16 protein-coding genes are annotated in these 15,789 nt (G+C 72.3%); 9 read left to right on the top strand and 7 right to left on the bottom strand.

The features are described 5' to 3' along the window. Positions 1-62 precede the first annotated feature (62 nt). Entirely contained in the window at positions 63-1,250 is a 1,188-nt protein-coding gene (locus ABZW30_RS09485; RefSeq protein WP_355670454.1) for an acyl-CoA dehydrogenase family protein, read from the bottom strand. Positions 1,251-1,339: 89 nt separating this feature from the next. Between ABZW30_RS09485 and ABZW30_RS09490 the strand changes: the two genes are divergently transcribed. Together ABZW30_RS09490 and ABZW30_RS09495 are read left to right on the top strand one after the other, a co-directional pair. Then, positions 1,340-1,879 (top strand): GNAT family N-acetyltransferase, encoded by a 540-nt coding sequence (locus tag ABZW30_RS09490; protein ID WP_355670455.1) that lies wholly within the window; start codon positions 1,340-1,342, stop codon positions 1,877-1,879. A gap of 32 nt (positions 1,880-1,911) precedes the next feature. Then, on the top strand, positions 1,912-2,223 hold the full coding sequence (locus ABZW30_RS09495) for a hypothetical protein (RefSeq protein WP_355670456.1): 312 nt from the start codon (positions 1,912-1,914) through the stop codon (positions 2,221-2,223). Positions 2,224-2,343: 120 nt separating this feature from the next. Here the strand turns inward: ABZW30_RS09495 and ABZW30_RS09500 are convergent, their stop codons facing one another. Then, positions 2,344-2,655 (bottom strand): AzlD domain-containing protein, encoded by a 312-nt coding sequence (locus ABZW30_RS09500; protein WP_355670457.1) that lies wholly within the window; start codon positions 2,653-2,655, stop codon positions 2,344-2,346. After that, positions 2,652-3,416, bottom strand: a complete 765-nt coding sequence (locus ABZW30_RS09505) for an AzlC family ABC transporter permease (RefSeq protein WP_355670458.1) — start codon at positions 3,414-3,416, stop codon at positions 2,652-2,654. Before ABZW30_RS09505 ends, ABZW30_RS09500 begins: the two co-directional genes overlap by 4 nt. Before the next feature lie 238 nt (positions 3,417-3,654). Here ABZW30_RS09505 and ABZW30_RS09510 point away from each other — a divergent pair, with 238 nt between their 5' ends. Continuing rightward, positions 3,655-4,245, top strand: a complete 591-nt coding sequence (locus ABZW30_RS09510; protein WP_355670459.1) for an XRE family transcriptional regulator — start codon at positions 3,655-3,657, stop codon at positions 4,243-4,245. A 26-nt stretch (positions 4,246-4,271) separates the two neighbouring features. Here ABZW30_RS09510 and ABZW30_RS09515 read toward each other — a convergent pair whose 3' ends face one another. Then, entirely contained in the window at positions 4,272-6,194 is a 1,923-nt protein-coding gene (locus tag ABZW30_RS09515) for a cholesterol oxidase substrate-binding domain-containing protein (RefSeq protein WP_355670460.1), read from the bottom strand. A gap of 188 nt (positions 6,195-6,382) precedes the next feature. Continuing rightward, the gene (locus ABZW30_RS09520; RefSeq protein WP_355670461.1) at positions 6,383-6,790 is read right to left on the bottom strand and encodes a hypothetical protein; all 408 of its coding nucleotides are present in this window, start codon (positions 6,788-6,790) and stop codon (positions 6,383-6,385) included. 62 nt (positions 6,791-6,852) lie between these two features. On the opposite strand from ABZW30_RS09520, the gene ABZW30_RS09525 reads away from it, so the two are divergent. Together ABZW30_RS09525 and ABZW30_RS09530 are read left to right on the top strand one after the other, a co-directional pair. Continuing rightward, on the top strand, positions 6,853-7,587 hold the full coding sequence (locus ABZW30_RS09525) for a carbon-nitrogen hydrolase family protein (RefSeq protein ID WP_355670462.1): 735 nt from the start codon (positions 6,853-6,855) through the stop codon (positions 7,585-7,587). Positions 7,588-7,762: 175 nt separating this feature from the next. Then, complete coding sequence (locus ABZW30_RS09530) at positions 7,763-9,169, top strand: class II fumarate hydratase (protein ID WP_355670463.1); 1,407 nt, start codon at positions 7,763-7,765, stop codon at positions 9,167-9,169. Positions 9,170-9,249: 80 nt separating this feature from the next. On the opposite strand, the gene ABZW30_RS09535 is transcribed toward ABZW30_RS09530, so the two are convergent. After that, a complete protein-coding gene (locus ABZW30_RS09535; protein WP_355670464.1) occupies positions 9,250-9,696 on the bottom strand; it encodes an SPW repeat protein in 447 nt (148 codons plus the stop codon). Between the two features lie 209 nt (positions 9,697-9,905). Here ABZW30_RS09535 and ABZW30_RS09540 point away from each other — a divergent pair, with 209 nt between their 5' ends. After that, positions 9,906-10,481, top strand: coding sequence for a PadR family transcriptional regulator (locus ABZW30_RS09540; RefSeq protein WP_355670465.1), 576 nt, complete (start codon positions 9,906-9,908; stop codon positions 10,479-10,481). Between the two features lie 130 nt (positions 10,482-10,611). Next, a complete protein-coding gene (locus ABZW30_RS09545) occupies positions 10,612-12,312 on the top strand; it encodes an acyl-CoA dehydrogenase family protein (RefSeq protein ID WP_355670466.1) in 1,701 nt (566 codons plus the stop codon). On the opposite strand, the gene ABZW30_RS09550 is transcribed toward ABZW30_RS09545, so the two are convergent. Continuing rightward, a complete protein-coding gene (locus ABZW30_RS09550; protein ID WP_355670467.1) occupies positions 12,294-12,971 on the bottom strand; it encodes a helix-turn-helix transcriptional regulator in 678 nt (225 codons plus the stop codon). The two genes, ABZW30_RS09545 and ABZW30_RS09550, sit on opposite strands and share 19 nt — an antisense overlap. On the opposite strand from ABZW30_RS09550, the gene ABZW30_RS09555 reads away from it, so the two are divergent. Both ABZW30_RS09555 and hppD read left to right on the top strand, forming a co-directional pair. Continuing rightward, positions 12,900-14,279, top strand: a complete 1,380-nt coding sequence (locus ABZW30_RS09555; RefSeq protein ID WP_355670468.1) for a phosphoribosyltransferase family protein — start codon at positions 12,900-12,902, stop codon at positions 14,277-14,279. The genes ABZW30_RS09550 and ABZW30_RS09555 overlap by 72 nt on opposite strands. Before the next feature lie 241 nt (positions 14,280-14,520). Next, positions 14,521-15,735, top strand: coding sequence for a 4-hydroxyphenylpyruvate dioxygenase (gene hppD / locus ABZW30_RS09560; protein WP_355670469.1), 1,215 nt, complete (start codon positions 14,521-14,523; stop codon positions 15,733-15,735). The last annotated feature ends 54 nt before the right edge of the window (positions 15,736-15,789 follow it).

Consider the following 15,789-nt stretch of genomic DNA (forward strand, 5'->3'; position numbering starts at 1 on the left):
TAGCCGGGCCGCAACGGGCCCGGCCACCGGATTTCCGCTGGTCGACCGGTGTGGACTGGCCGTCAGCGGTAGGCGGGCTCGCCGGTGATGGCCTCGCCGAGGACCAGGGTGTGGATCTCGCTGGTGCCCTCGTAGGTGAGCACCGACTCCAGGTTGTTGGCGTGCCGCAGCACCGGGTACTCGGTGGTGATGCCGTTGGCACCGAGGACGGTCCGGGCGCTGCGGGCGATCCCCAGCGCGGTGCGGACGTTGTTCAGCTTGCCGAAGCTGATGTGCGGCGCGCGGGCCGCGCCCCCCTCCTTGAGCCGGCCGATCCGCAGCGCCACCAGGTAGGCCTTCTCGACCTCCAGCATCATCTCGACCAGCTTCTGCTGGGTGAGCTGGAAGGCGGCGATCGGGCGGTCGAACTGGATCCGGCTCTTGGCGTAGTCCAGGGCGGCCGTGTAGCAGTCGCGGGCGGCGCCGACGGTGCCCCAGAGGATGCCGTAGCGGGCCTCGTTGAGGGAGGAGAGCGGTCCACGCAGGCCGGTGACGCCGGGCAGCACGGCGTCGGCGGGCAGCACCACCTCGTCGAAGGCGAGCTCGCTGGTGACCGAGGCTCGCAGCGAGAGCTTGCCGTGCACGTCGGTGGCGGTCAGGCCGCGGGTGCCGCGCTCGACCAGGAAGCCGCGCACACCCTCCTCGGTCTGCGCCCAGACCACGGCCACGTCCGCGATGCTGCCGTTGGTGATCCACATCTTGCTGCCGGACAGCACCCAGTCGCCGTCCTTGCCGCCCTTCCGGACCGCCCGGGTGCGCATGTTGGCCGGATCGGAACCGAAGTCCGGCTCGGTGAGGCCGAAGCACCCGATCAGCTCACCGGCCGCCATCCCGGGCAGCCAGCGCTGCTTCTGCTCCTCGGAGCCGAAGGCGTGGATCGAGCGCATCGCCAGCGAACCCTGGACGGAGACGAAGCTGCGCAGCCCGGAGTCCGCGGCCTCCAGCTCCATGCAGGCGACCCCGTAGGCCACGGCGTCGGCGCCCGCGCAGCCGTAGCCGTCGAGGTGCATGCCGAGCACGCCGAGGGCGCCGAGTTCGGGGGCGAGTTCACGGGCCGGGAAGACACCGTGCTCGAACCAGTCGCCGATGTGCGGGCGGATCCGCTCCTCGGTGTACTTGCGGACGGTGTCGCGGATCAGCCGCTCCTCGTCGGAGAGGAGGTCGCCGACGGCGAGCAGGTCGGACGGGTCGATCCGGGTCGGCTTCGTCATTGAAGCTCCTTGTACTCTCGGCGGAATACCGGGGAGTATTCCGCAACCCGCCCGGCCTCGGGTGGACGGGAGCGAGTGAGGAAGGCGACATGTCCAGCACGGCGTACGTGGTCGACGAGGTGACGGCGGAGGAACTGGACCGCTCGGCGGAGGAGCTCGCCGGGCTGCTGGTGGAGACTGTCAACGGCGGCGCCTCGGTCGGGTTCCTCGCCTCGCTGGAGCCGGGTGAGTCCTCGGCGTGGTGGCGGGCCCTCATCCCGGACGTCGCGGCCGGACGGCTGGTGGTGTGGACGGCTCGGGCGGAGGCGGCCGGGCGGCTCGCCGGGACGGTGCAGCTACGGCCGGCTACGACGGCGAACGGCCGACGCCGGGGCGAGGTGGCCAAACTGATGGTGCACCCGGCGGACCGCGGGCACCGTCTGGCCGGGCGCCTGCTGGCGGCGCTGGAGGAGCGGGCGGCGCGGTGGGGCCTTCGGCTGCTGGTGCTGGACACCGAGACGGGCAGTCCTGCCGAGCGACTGTACGAGGCGACGGGCTGGACCCGGGTCGGCTCGGTGCCGGACTACGCGGCCGACCCGAAGGGCACCCTGCACCCGACCACCATCTTCTTCAAGTCGCTGGTGCGGTGACGGAACAACCGGAACGGAAGGGGAGGCGGAACATGACGCGTTGGGCGCTGGTCGTCGAGGAGACGGTGGGTGTCGGCAGCGACCGAACCTGGGGCAGCAAGGTGCTCGGCGAGGTCGTCGGCACCCGCGAGGAGGCCGTCGAGGAACTGCGGCGGATCGTCCCGACCTTCACCCCGCAGCACCCGTTCAACAGCCGGCAGCAGACGCTGCTCCGGGACGGGGACACCTACCTGCTGATCTCGCGGGGGAGCATGCGGGACTACCACTGCGTGTTCAAAGTGTGGGAGCTGCTGTGGGACAGCAAGCGGCCGGAGGTGCAGGCGGAGCGCACCGCGGAGGAGTGAGCGGGAGGGGGCGGATTTCAGCGAACAGCTGACAGATTTCGAAATCTGTCAGCTGTTCGCTGAAATCTGTCAGCTGAAGCCTGCCCGTCGAACGTCCGCCGCCCCCCGGGTCGCCCGCCGTCACCCCACCCCGCACAGCCGCAGCAGCGCCGTGGCCGCCGCGCCCGCGACGACCACCGCCGGGAACGGCGCACGACGCCAGGCGAGCACCCCCGCGACCAGCACGCCCACCGGGCGCGCCCACCCCGCGAAGCCGTGCCCCTGGGTCAGCGCACCGGTCGCCACCAGCGCGACCAGCAGCACCGCCGCCGCGACGGCCAGCAGGTGCCGCAGCCGCTCCGAGAGCGCGAGCCGGCGCCCCAGCAGCGGCCCGGCGACCCGATAGGCGTACGTCCCGACCGCCAACAGCAGGACGGCATACAGCGGCATCATCGGACTCCCTCCTTCACGGCCACCACGTCGACCGCGGCGAACTCGGCAGGCTCGGCAGACTCGGGACTCTCAGCAGACCCGGCCGACTCCCCCGCCTCGGGCCGCCCGGCGAACAGCAGCCCGACCAGTGCCAGCAGCACCGGCAGCCCGGCCGGGACGAACGGCGTCACCGCGACCGCCGCGACCGCGCCGACCAGTGCCGCCGTACGGGTCCGGCGGTCCGCGAGCGAGGGCAGGACGAGCGCCAGCAGCACCGCCGGGAAGGCCGCGTCCAGGCCCACCGCGTCCGTGTTCCCGATCAGCCCGCCCGCGAGCGCCCCGAGCACCACCGCGGCGTTCCACACCACGAACAGCGCGATCCCGCAGATCCAGAACGCCGCCCGGCGCTGGCGCGGGTCACGCTGCTGGATCGCGAACGCGGCGCTCTCATCGGTGAGCAGCTGGGCACCCAACAGCCGCTGCCACCAGGGCCCTTGGAGCACATCGGCCACCGCGAACCCGAACGGCAGCAGCCGAGCGTTGAGCACCAGCCCGGTGGCGACGGCCGCGAGCGCGCCGCCGCCGGACAGCACCACGCCGACGGCCGCGAATTGCGAGCCGCCCGCGAAGACGAGGACGGAGAGGGCGATCGGCACCCAGAGGGGCAGGCCGCCGGACACGCTGATCGCGCCGAAGGAGGCGCCGACCAGGGCGTCGGCAAGGCAGACCAGGGCGATGTCGCGAAGAGTGGCGTGTTCCAGTGTTCGGAGTAGCGAACGCATGTCCATCAGAGTGAACCCGCGAAGCGCGGTTCGTCAAGGCGAACAGGAAGACCGACAGAGCGAACGCACATCAGCGCGGACGACCGTGGCAGCATGAACGACACCAGGCACCAAGCACCAAGCACCAAGCACCGGCGGCCGACCACTCGGGAACCGGCCCGCAGGCCGACCCGAGAGCCGGCCCGAGAACCCGCCCGAGAAACGACAGAGGAGCCCGGAGAAAGCGTGAGTGGCGAGCATGAGTGACCAGACCTCCCAGCCCACGGGCGCCAACGGCTCCGGCACGGAGCTGATCGGCCAGATCGCCGCCTCCATCCGGCGTGAGCGCGAGCGCAGCGGTCTGTCGATGACCGAGCTGGCCCGGCGCGCGGGCATCGCCAAGTCGACGCTCTCGCAGCTGGAGTCGGGCGCGGGCAACCCGAGCGTGGAGACGCTCTGGGCGCTCGGGGTCGCGCTGAACGTGCCGTTCAGCCGCCTGGTCGACCCGCCGCGCCCGACCGTCAAGGTGCTGCGGGCCGGGGAGGGCCCGGTGACCCACTCCGAGCAGGCCAACTACGCGGCCACCGTGCTGTCCTCCTGCCCGCCGAACGCCCGGCGCGACATCTACCGGATCGAGGCCCAGCCGGGCGAGACCAGGGCCTCCGACCCGCACATGCCCGGCACCGTCGAGCACGTGATGATCGGCTCGGGCCGGGCCCTGGTCGGCCCGGCCGAGGCGCCGGTCGAGCTGGGCCCGGGCGACTACATCAGCTACCCGGGCGACGCCCCGCACCTGTTCCGCGCCCTGGCCCCGGACACCCTCGCGGTGATCGTGATGGAGCACATCTGACCCTCCCCGGGGGGGGCAGCGGCCGGCTACTTCAACAGCCCGTCCAGGAAGGGGTTTCCGAACACCCGGTGCGGGTCGTGCCGGTCCAGTACGGCGACCGCCTCGTCCCAGCCCGGCCCGCCCCCGACGCGCAGGCTGTCGGGGATGACCCGGCCGAGCAGGTCCGGGTCGGCCCAGGCCGCGTCGGCGGTGTAGGCCCAGCCCTTGGACCACTCGACGCGCGTTCCCGCCCGGGTGCCGTCGAAGGTGCGCAGCAGCCACTGCTCCAGGTCCCGGGCGAAGCGCTCCAGGCCGGGGGTGCCGGGGAGGGCGAGCACGTCGAGCCAGACCGCGGTGTCCCACTCCGGCCGGTCGGCCCGGGGCCTTAGCGCGGACAGCAGCGGCGGACGGGCTCCGGGGACGCCGGAGAACGAAGGGTCGTCCAGGCCGGTGACCCGGATCTCCACCGCGCCGTTCACCGGGAACTCGCCCCGGGCCTGGTACTCGCCGAGCAACTGCCGGTAGTAGGCGGCGAATTCGCTGACCACCCACTGCAGATCGGCGCGCTTGGTCAGGATCGCGTAGCCGTTGGCGGTGACCCGCAGCGTGGTGGGCCGGACGTACTGCAACAGAGTGCGTGAGAGGCCCCAGAGGTCGGAGCGCAGGCCGCCGGCGAGCAGGTGGGTGATCAGGTCGCCGGTGAGCAGGTCGCGCAGCAGTCCGCCGGACAGCAGGACGTCTGTGAGGTCACCGGTGAGCGCCACCTTGGCGATGAGGTACTGGAGTTGGCCGAACAGCGGGGCCGATCCCCAGGCTCCGCCGATGATTTGGCCGGCCAGCCGGGCGACAGGTTCCGGAATACTGTCCGAGAAGGGGTAGTTGTAGGGCTGTTCGACGGCCCGGGAGGCGAGCGGCTTGGCCGGGGTGACGGTCCAGGTCTTGAGCCACGGGTAGTCGGTGTAGGCGAACCAGATCGCCTCGACCCGGCCGTCGCGCTCGACGAAGTCGGCCAGGGTGCGCGGGCCGCCGCCACCCAGCAGTCCGCCGAGCACTCCCCCGAGCAGTCCGCCGCCGCTGTCGCTGCCCGGGCGGGCGAACAACTCGGTGGCCGGAATGTCGAGTCGGCTGACGCAGCGCAGCGGCCGGTCGGCTCCGGCCCGCAGCACGACCTCGGTGAGGAAGGCGCGGCCCAGGTGCACCAGGAAGGCGGCGCTGTCGGCCTCGGCGCGGTCGAAGGTGCGCAGGGTGTAGCGGCCGGTGGCCGGGTCGAGGACGACGGCGGTGAGCCGGACCACCTGGTTGCTGACCGAGCCGTAGCCGTGCCCGTCCGGCCGCAGTTCGCCTGCGGCGGGGGCGGCCGTGCCGTGGCCTCCGATGGCGAGCACGCCGCCGACGGTGAGGTCGCCCGGGGCCGGGCAGGCCGTCAGGCCGAGGCCCCGGTCGGCCAGGTGGGCGAGCAGCGCCTCCATGCTCGCGCCGGTCTGCGCCCGGACGGTGGTGGGCGAGTCGGCGGTGAGGGCGGTGAGGTGGCGGCCGGTGTCCAGGAGCAGCACGCGGGCGCTGTCCGGGGTCCCATTGGCGACGGTGAGCGGCGCCCAGGTGTGCCGGTAGCCGGTGGCGCGCAGCCGCCAGCCGTTGGCGTGCGCCCAGTCGGCGAGCGCGGGGACCTCCTCGGGGGTGCGCGGCGCACAGGTCCACAGCTGGTCGGTGCGGATCTCGCCGGACCAGTTCTGGAAGACCCGCTGGTAGAGCTCGGTGCCGGCGGGCAGGCCGGGCGGTACGGGTGTGGCGGCCTCGGCGCTGTCCGGGCCGACGGTGCCGCGCAGCAGCCAGGCCGCACCGCCGAGTGCCGCCGACGCGCCGAGCAGCCGGCGCCTGCTCAGGCCGCTCCCCCGGTTGCGGCCCGGGTCGTTCCCCTCGCCGCCCGCTCGTCCACCCGCTCCGCCGTTCACTCCGTGTCCTGTGGTCATCCGGGTCCGCTCCCCCTGCGCTGGTGTCCCCGGGCCGAACTGCGGCGGTCCGGGGCGGGCCGGTGTCCGCCCGACCCCGGTCAGGAGCGTACGAAGCGCCTTGCGGCCGTTTGAAGCGAACCGGCCAGATTCTCACTCCTTCGAGTGATCACGGCTCGAACAGCTGCGACCCTCACCCTTGACGGTGCTCAACGCGGCGCCGCGAGGGCCGCCTCCGCGTAGCGCTGCCACCGGTCACCCGCCGCGTCGGGCACGCGGACCCGGTCCTTCCTGGGCCGCCCGCCCGCCGGGTCGAACAGGTGCGCCCCGGCCGGCGCGAGGGCCTCCGTGTGCTCGGCCGAGTCCCGACCCGGTCGGCAGACCGGTTCGTCCCCGGTCAGCCCGGCGGAGGCCTTGCCGGTGGGGTCCTTCAGGCAGGGCATGCCGAACATCTGGGAGCGCCGGGCGCCGTGGGGTGCGAGTTCCTCGGCGATCGTCTCGTAGCGGGTGGCGGCATCGGTGCCGGTCGTGCCGCCGTGGTGGGGCCCGGGCCGGGTGGGCGTCCACCGCGGCCGTCCCGGCTCGCCGGCTGTTGCCCGGCTCCTCGGCGGGCACATAGGTTGCTCTTGATCACCGACCCCGTCTCGATCACCGACCCCGCCCGACCGGAGGCCCCGCCATGCCCTCGTCCGCGCCGCTGACCGTCACCGTCGCCCAGCCCGTCTGCGCGGAGCCCGGGCGCCCGGACACCGTGTCCGTCAACGTCGAGCGGCACGCCGAGGCGGTCCGGGCGGCCGGGACCCGCCTGGTGGTGTTCCCCGAGCTGTCGCTGACCGGTTACGACCTGGCCGCCCCCGCCGTCGACCCGGCGGACCCGCGGCTCGCCCCGCTGGTCGAGGCCTGCGCCGCCACCGGCGCCCTCGCGCTGGTCGGCGCGCCGGTCAGGGAGGCCGACGGGCGCGAGTCCATCGCCACCCTGGCGGTCACCGGCGAGGGTGCCGCCGTGGTCTACCGGAAGATGCGGCTGCACGGCGAAGGCGAGCCCGACCGCTTCACCCCGGGCGAGAAGCCCGTCGTGCTGGAGCTGGACGGCCTGCGGCTCGGCCTCGCGGTCTGTGCCGACGCCGCCGATCCGACGCACGCCGAGGAGACCGCCGCCCTCGGTATCGACGCCTACGTCGCCTCCACCCTGTACGGTCCGGGCGCCGCACAGGCCGAGCGACGGGACGGCCACTGCCGGGCCCGCTCCACCGCGCACGGGGTCTGGGTCGTGCTGTCCACCTCCGCGGGCCTCACCGGCGTGTTCCCGGACAGTTCGGGCGGTTCCGGCGTCTGGGCGCCGGACGGTGAGGTGGTCGCCCGGGCCGGCACCGCGACGGGCGACCTGGCCCGCGCCGAGCTGACCCGGCGGTGACGACGCCGCCGGTGGACCGTTCGGCCCCGGGTGGAAATACCCGGGGCCCGCGCGGGGCTGTCGTGATCGGTGAATCAGTGGATCGGTGAATCAGTGGATCGGCGGATCGATGGACCCGCCGATCGGCAGACCCGTGACCGGGCCGAGCGGGCCCGTACAGGAGGTGCAGCGCGCGATGGGTGACGAGCGGGAGAAGCCGCAGGAGTACCGGATCGAGCACGACTCGATGGGCGAGGTGCGGGTGCCGGCCGCCGCGAAGTGGCAGGCGCAGACCCAGCGGGCGGTGGAGAACTTCCCGGTGTCCGGCCAGCGGCTGGAGCGCGCGCACATCGCCGCGCTGGCCCGGATCAAGGCGGCCGCGGCCCGGGTCAACGCCCGCCTCGGGGTCCTGGACGAGGAGACGGCCGGGGCGATCGCGGCGGCGGCCGAGGAGGTCGCGGAGGGCCTCTGGAACGACCAGTTCCCGGTGGACGTCTTCCAGACCGGTTCGGGCACCTCGTCCAACATGAACGCCAACGAGGTGATCGCCACCCTGGCCGGCGAGCGGCTCGGGCGGCCGGTGCACCCGAACGACCAGGTGAACGCGAGCCAGTCGTCCAACGACGTGTTCCCGTCCTCGATCCACATCGCGGCGACCACCGCCGTCACCCACGACCTGATCCCGGCACTGGAGCACCTGGCGGAGGCGCTGGAGCGCAAGGCCGCCGAGTTCGCCCAGGTGGTCAAGTCGGGCCGCACGCACCTGATGGACGCCACGCCCGTCACCCTCGGCCAGGAGTTCGGCGGCTACGCGGCGCAGGTGCGGCACGGGCGGGAGCGGCTGCTGGCGACGCTCCCCCGGGTCGCCGAACTGCCGCTCGGTGGAACGGCGGTGGGCACCGGCATCAACACTCCGCCCGGCTTCCCGGCGGCGGTCATCGAGGAGGTGGCCCGCGCCACCGACCTGCCGCTGACCGAGGCCCGGGACCACTTCGAGGCGCAGGGCGCCCGGGACGCGCTGGTCGAGCTGAGCGGCCAACTGCGCACGGTGGCGGTCGGGTTCACGAAGATCGCGAACGACCTGCGGTGGATGGGCTCCGGTCCGCGCACCGGCCTCGGCGAGATCAACCTGCCGGACCTGCAGCCCGGTTCGTCCATCATGCCCGGCAAGGTGAACCCGGTACTGCCCGAGGTGGTGCTGATGGTCGCCGCCCAGGTGGTGGGCAACGACGCGACGGTGACGCTGGCCGGCGCGAGCGGCAACTTCGAGCTGAACGTGATGCTCCCGGTGATCGCCCGCAACGCGCTGGAGTCGGTGCGGCTGCTGGCCAACAGCGCCCGGCTGCTGGCGGACCGGACGGTGGACGGCATCACCGCCAACGTCGAGCGGGCCCGCGAGTACGCGGAGTCCTCGCCCTCGGTGGTGACGCCGCTGAACCGGTACATCGGGTACGAGGAGGCGGCGAAGGTCGCCAAGCAGGCACTGGCCGAGCGGAAGACGATCCGTCAGGTGGTGCTGGAGCGCGGCTACGTCGAGCAGGGCAAGCTCACCGAGGAACAGTTGGACCGGGCCCTCGACGTGCTGCGGATGACGCACCCGTAGCCGCCCCACCCCGGCCGGACGTGCGCCGGCGCGCGGCGGGCTCGCGCCCTCCGCGCCCCGGACACGGGCTGTGGGGAGGATCAGCCCTTGGCACGGCCGGCCCGGCCGAGCCGCATCGCTGCTCCGTTCGCCGTGATCGTGGCCATCGAGATCGCCGCGAGACCGAGCAGGAACATCACGGCGCCGACGATGACGCAGGTGGTGATGTTCTTGCCGCGCGCGACGGACCCCGAGATGACCCAGGGGGAGAGGATCGTCCAGACACCGAGCGCGGCGGCCGCCCAGGCCCGCGCGTGTGTCCGCTCATAGGCCGATCCGTAGCCGGCCATCAGCACCGTGTACGCCAGACCCACGATCAGGCAGGTCACGGTCAGGGTGCTGAACGCGGTGAAACCGACGATCCACGGCGATGCCGCCAGGAAGAGGCCGGCCAGTACTGCCAGGGCTTCCACACCCTGGGCGCGGGGGGTCGAGGTGACCCGCTCGTAGTGTTCCCGGAGTTCAACGATGTCCGGGTGGTGCTCCATGCCCGTCGGCATATGGGTTGCCACCGATACCACCTCCTGTGGCTCGGACCATGGAAGGGGCTTGCCCCGTACCTATTCTGGCGCTTATCCATGGTTTTGCACCCGATGGTCCGGAATGATCGATAACCATCTGATCACGCCGGTGACCTGCGTCTCAACACTCCGAGGGCCCATTGCCTATGCAACTCGTTGCATAGGAGGATGCGGGCATGGCACTGGAGCACGCGATCCTCGTCTCGCTGCTGGAGCAGCCCGGCTCCGGCTACGAGCTGGCCCGACGCTTCGACCGCTCCATCGGGCGCTTCTGGACCGCCACCCACCAGCAGATCTACCGGGTGCTGCGGCGGATGGAGGCGGACGGCTGGATCGCGGCGGAGGAAGTCGCGCAGGACGGCCGCCCGGACAAGAAGGTCTACTCGGCCGCCGAGCCCGGACGGGTCGCGCTGGCCGGCTGGCTGCGCGAGCCGGTCGAGCCGGAGACCGTGCGGCACGAGCTGGCGGTCAAGATCCGCGCCGCCGCCTTCGACGACCCGGGGGCGCTGATCTCCGAGGTCGAGCGGCACCGGGAGAGCCACGCCGCCCTGCTCGCCCGCTACCTGCACGGCGAGCAGCGGGACTTCCCCGACCTCTCCGCGCTCGACGCCCGGCAGGATCTCCAGCACGTGGTGCTGCGCGGCGGCATCGAGTACGAGCGGATGACCCTCGCCTGGCTGGACGACGTGCTCACCACACTGCGCCGGCTCGCGGACGAGGGGCGGGGGCAGGATCTGGATGACAGAGTCTGAAATCTGTCATCTGAAATCTGTTCGCTGAACTCTGTTCGCTGAGCTCCGTTCGCCGAAAGTCGCCATCCGAACACCGTCGCCTGACGCCTGTTCGCCGAGCCCTCATACCCTCGACCCCCGGGAGCCCCTGATGCTCTTCAACCCGCGCACCTACGACCCCGCGCAGTTCGACGAGCCGACCCGCCGCCTGCTGCGCGCGACCGTCGACTGGTTCGAGTCCCGCGGCAAGAAGGCGCTCATCGACACCTACATCGACCGCACCTGGTACGCCGACTTCCTCGAATTCGCCGCCCGGGAAGGCCTGTTCGCGGAGTTCCTGACCCCCTCCGCGGCCGATCCCGACAAGCGCTGGGACACCGCGCGAATCGCCGAGCTGAACGAGATCCTCGGCTTCTACGGCCTCGGCTACTGGTACACCTGGCAGGTCACCATCCTGGGCCTCGGCCCGGTCTGGCAGAGCGAGAACGAGGCCGTCCGGGCCCGCGCCGCCAGGCTCCTCGCCGAGGGCCATGTGATGGCCTTCGGCCTGTCCGAGCGCACCCACGGCGCCGACATCTACTCCACCGACATGATCCTCACCCCGGACGGCGAGGGCGGCTTCACCGCGACCGGCCCCAAGTACTACATCGGCAACGGCAACGTGGCCGGCCTGGTCTCGGTCTTCGGCCGCCGCTCGGACGTCGAGGGCCCGGAGGGCTACGTCTTCTTCGCCGTCGACAGCCGCCACGAGGCGTACCACCTGGTCAAGAACGTGGTGAACGCCCAGATGTACGTCAGCGAGTTCCGGCTGGAGGACTACCCGGTCCGCGCCGAGGACGTGCTGCACACCGGCCAGGCCGCCTTCGACGCCGCGCTGAACACCGTCAACGTCGGCAAGTTCAACCTCTGCACCGCCTCGGTCGGCATCTGCGAGCACGCGATGTACGAGGCCGTCACGCACGCCCACAACCGGGTGCTGTACGGCCGGAAGGTCACCGACTTCCCGCACGTGCGACGGGAGTTGACCGACGCCTACGCCCGGCTGGTGGCGATGAAGCTGTTCAGCGCCCGGGCCGTGGACTACTTCCGCACCGCCTCCCCCGAGGACCGCCGCTACCTGCTGTTCAACCCGATGACCAAGATGAAGGTCACCACCGAGGGCGAGAAGGTCATCGACCTGATGTGGGACGTCATCGCGGCCAAGGGCTTCGAGGCGGACACCTACTTCGACAAGGCCGCCAAGGACATCCGCGGCCTGCCGAAGCTGGAGGGCACCGTCCACGTCAACCTGGCGCTGATCCTCAAGTTCATGGGCAACTACCTGTTCGCGCCCGCCGACTACGCCCCGGTGCCGACCCGCCTGGACTCCGCCGACGACACCTTCCTGTTCCGCCAGGGCCCGGCCCGCGGCCTCGGCGCGATCCGCTTCCACGACTGGCGCACCGCCTACGACCGCCACGCGGAGCTTCCGAACGTCGCCCGCTTCCGCGAGCAGGCCGACGGCTTCTGCGAGTTGCTGCTCAAGCACGCGCCGGGCAAGGAGCAGCAGGCCGACCTGGACTTCCTGCTGGAGATCGGCCAGCTGTTCGCCCTGATCGTCTACGGTCAGCTGGTGCTGGAGCAGGCCGAGTTGACCGACCTGCCGGCCGATGTTCTGGACCAGATCTTCGACGCGCTGGTCCGCGACTTCTCCGCGCACGCCACCGAGCTGCACGGCAAGTCCTCCACCACCGAGGAGCAGGCCGCCTGGGCACTGGCGAACCTGCGCCGCCCGGTCGCGGACGCGGAGCGCACGGCGAAGGTGTGGGCGCGGGTCGAGGCGCTCTCGGATGCCTACGAGATGCAGCCATAAGGCTTGCCGTAAGGCGGGGAACACCAGGTAAGACCCCGGGGGTGCCGGTCGGCGGACCGGCACCCCCGGATCACCTTCGGCGGGCCCAGCCGTCGCCGAGCCCCATGTCGCGGGCCCGGGCGACCGCCTCCGCGCGTGGCGACGTACAGCTCCTCGAAGACGTGGGTGACGTGGTTGCGTACGGTCTTCTCCGCGACCACCGGCTCCCGGGTGATCCGCCGGTCGTCGTGGCCGCGTGCGACCAGATCGAGCACTTCGGCCTCGCGCGGTGCGCTCAGGGAAGAGCTGCCCCGCCTCGCGCGGCTTCGCCCCGGCCGGCAGGGCGGTGATCCGCCCGGCCACCTCGCCGCCGAGCACCGCACCGCCCGCCGCGCGCCCCGGTCCCAGGCCGTCCCACCCCGTCCAGGGCCAGGGCCCACGCCCGTCCCGGACCGGCACGCACACCCGCACGCCGCACGTCGCACCCGTACGCCGCACCTCACCCGCACCCGTCCCGGGTCCGCGCACCCGCCGCTCCCGGCCCAGCTGTGACACGCCCGGGACCGTCGAACGGGGATCGGCGTACGGTGGAACTCGGAGGCCGTGTCATGCACGTCACCGGAACCCACTTCACCGACCGCACCGACGCGGGCCGGCGCCTGGCCGCCCGCCTCGGCCACCTGGGCGCTCCCGACACCGTGGTGGTCGCACTGCCGCGCGGCGGGGTGCCGGTGGCCGCCGAGGTGGCGGCGGCGCTCGCCGCGCCGCTGGACATCTGCGTGATCCGCAAGCTCGGCGTGCCGTACCAGCCCGAGCTGGGCATGGGGGCGATCGGCGAGGACGGCGTGCGGGTGCTGAACGAGCAGGTCATCCGGATCGCCGGGGTCACCGACGACCAGCTGGCGGCGGTGGAGCGCAGCGAGCGCGCCGAGTTGGAGCGCCGGGCCCACGCCTACCGGGGCGACCGTCCGGCCGCCGACCTGCGCGGGCGCACCGTGATCGTGGTGGACGACGGCATCGCCACCGGCTCCACCGCCAAGGCCGCCTGCCGGATCGTCCGGGCGCGCGGCGCGGCCCGGGTGGTGCTGGCCGTCCCGGTGGCGCCCCCGGACTGGACGGACCGCCTGACCGAGGTCGCCGACGAGCTGGTCTGCGTCGACACGCCGTCCCCGTTCTTCGCGATCGGCGAGTTCTACGCCGACTTCTCGCAGACCGACGACGAGGAGGTGCTGGCGCTGCTGGCCCAGGCCTGGGGCGAACAGCCCCCGGAGCCCGCCCGGGTCGACCGCGAGCTGGTGCTGCCCGCCGACGGGGTCCGGCTCGCGGGCCGGCTGACCGTCCCGGGCGGGGCGCGCGGCGTCGTGGTCTTCGCGCACGGCAGCGGCAGCGGGCGGCACAGCCCGCGCAACCGGTACGTCGCCCGCCACCTGAACCGCGCCGGGCTGGGCACGCTGCTGTTCGACCTGCTGACCGAAGCCGAGGAGCCGGACCGGCGCAAGGTGTTCGACGTCGGCCTGCTGGGTTCGCGGCTGACCGCCGTCGCCGGGCAGCTCGGCGGGCTCACGGCGACCCGGGGCCTGCCGCTCGGCCTGTTCGGCGCCAGCACCGGTGCCGCCGCCGCTTTGCACACCGCCGGCGAGCTGGGCCCTGCGGTGCGCGCCGTGGTCTCCCGGGGCGGGCGCCCGGACCTCGCCGGACCGGAGGTGCTGGGCCGGGTGAGTGCCCCGACGCTGCTGCTGGTCGGCGCGCTGGACACCGTCGTGATCGACCTCAACCGGCAGGCCCGGGCCCGGCTGCGCTGCGAGAGTGAGCTGGTGGTGGTGCCGCACGCGAGCCACCTGTTCGAGGAGCCGGGAACGCTCGACCGGGTCGCCGAGCTGGCCGGGGACTGGTTCCTGCACCACCTCCCACCTGCCGGGACGTCTACCGAGCCGTCCGGCGGTACATCCGGCGACCCATCCGGTGACTCGTCCGGCGAGAGCCCGTAGCGGCAGGTTGCGCAGAATTCGTGCGACAACCGCTGCGGAGCAGCGCATTTTGCGCAGCCCGCGACGGGATTTCCCTATCAGCTTGTACACATTGAGCAGTGAAAAATCGACCTGTTGCCCAACCACTCCGACAGGAGCAAGCTCTGCGCCATCCGCACCGCCCACCTGTTCGCCGTGCGGCCGCGATCCACGCGATCCAGCAAGAGCCTCAGCGTCGAGGCCCAGAGTGGAGGAACGAGCGATGACCCCGCAGACCCACGCCCTTGAGCTGACCCCCGAGGAGCGCGAGGCCGGTCTCGACGCCGACCAGCTGCGCCGCCTCGTCGGCCTCGTCGAGCACGACGCCACTACCGACCCGTTCCCGGTCACCGCCCAGGACGCGGTCGTCTTCGTGGTCGGCAACGCCACCCAGACGGCCCAGTTCTACCAGGTCGTGTTCGGCATGGAGCTGGTCGCCTACTCCGGCCCGGAGACCGGCCGCCGTGACCGCAAGGCCTACGTGCTCCGCTCCGGCTCCTGCCGCTTCGTGATCAAGGGCGGCGTCCGGCCGGACAGCCCGCTGCTGGACCACCACCGCCGCCACGGCGACGGCGTGGTCGACCTCGCCCTGGAGGTCCCGGACGTCGACAAGTGCATCGAGCACGCCCGCGCGACCGGCGCCACCGTCCTGGAGGAGCCGAACGACGTCTCGGACGAGAACGGCACCGTGCGCCGCGCGGCCATCGCCACCTACGGCGAGACCCGCCACACCCTGATCGACCGCTCCCGCTACCACGGCCCGTACCTGCCGGGCTACGTCACCGCGCAGAGCGGTGTCACCCACCCGGAGGGCTCGCCCAAGCGTCTGTTCCAGGCCCTCGACCACGCCGTGGGCAACGTCGAGCTGGGCCGGATGGACGAGTGGGTCCGGTTCTACAACCGGGTCATGGGCTTCGTGAACATGGCCGAGTTCGTCGGCGACGACATCGCCACCGAGTACTCCGCCCTGATGTCCAAGGTCGTCGCCAGCGGCAACCACCGGGTGAAGTTCCCGCTCAACGAGCCGGCCATCGCCAAGAAGAAGTCCCAGATCGACGAGTACCTGGAGTTCTACACCGGCCCCGGCTGCCAGCACATGGCGCTCGCCACCAACGACATCCTCACCACCGTGGACGTGCTGCGTTCGCGCGGCGTGGAGTTCCTCAACACCCCGGACGCGTACTACGACGACCCGGAGCTGCGCGAGCGGATCGGCAAGGTCCGGGTGCCGATCGAGGAGCTGAAGAAGCGCGGCATCCTGGTCGACCGCGACGAGGACGGCTACCTGCTGCAGATCTTCACCAAGCCGATCGGCGACCGCCCCACCGTCTTCTACGAGTTCATCGAGCGCCACGGTTCGCTGGGCTTCGGCAAGGGCAACTTCAAGGCGCTGTTCGAGTCCATCGAGCGCGAGCAGGACCGTCGCGGCAACCTGTGAGCGTCGGCCTACCCTGATTGACGGCGGCCCTGACGGACGGTCGAGGAGGAGCAC

Origin of the sequence: Kitasatospora sp. NPDC004669 (assembly GCF_040609455.1) — a bacterium.
In the GTDB taxonomy this organism is placed as follows: Bacteria; Actinomycetota; Actinomycetes; order Streptomycetales; family Streptomycetaceae; genus Kitasatospora.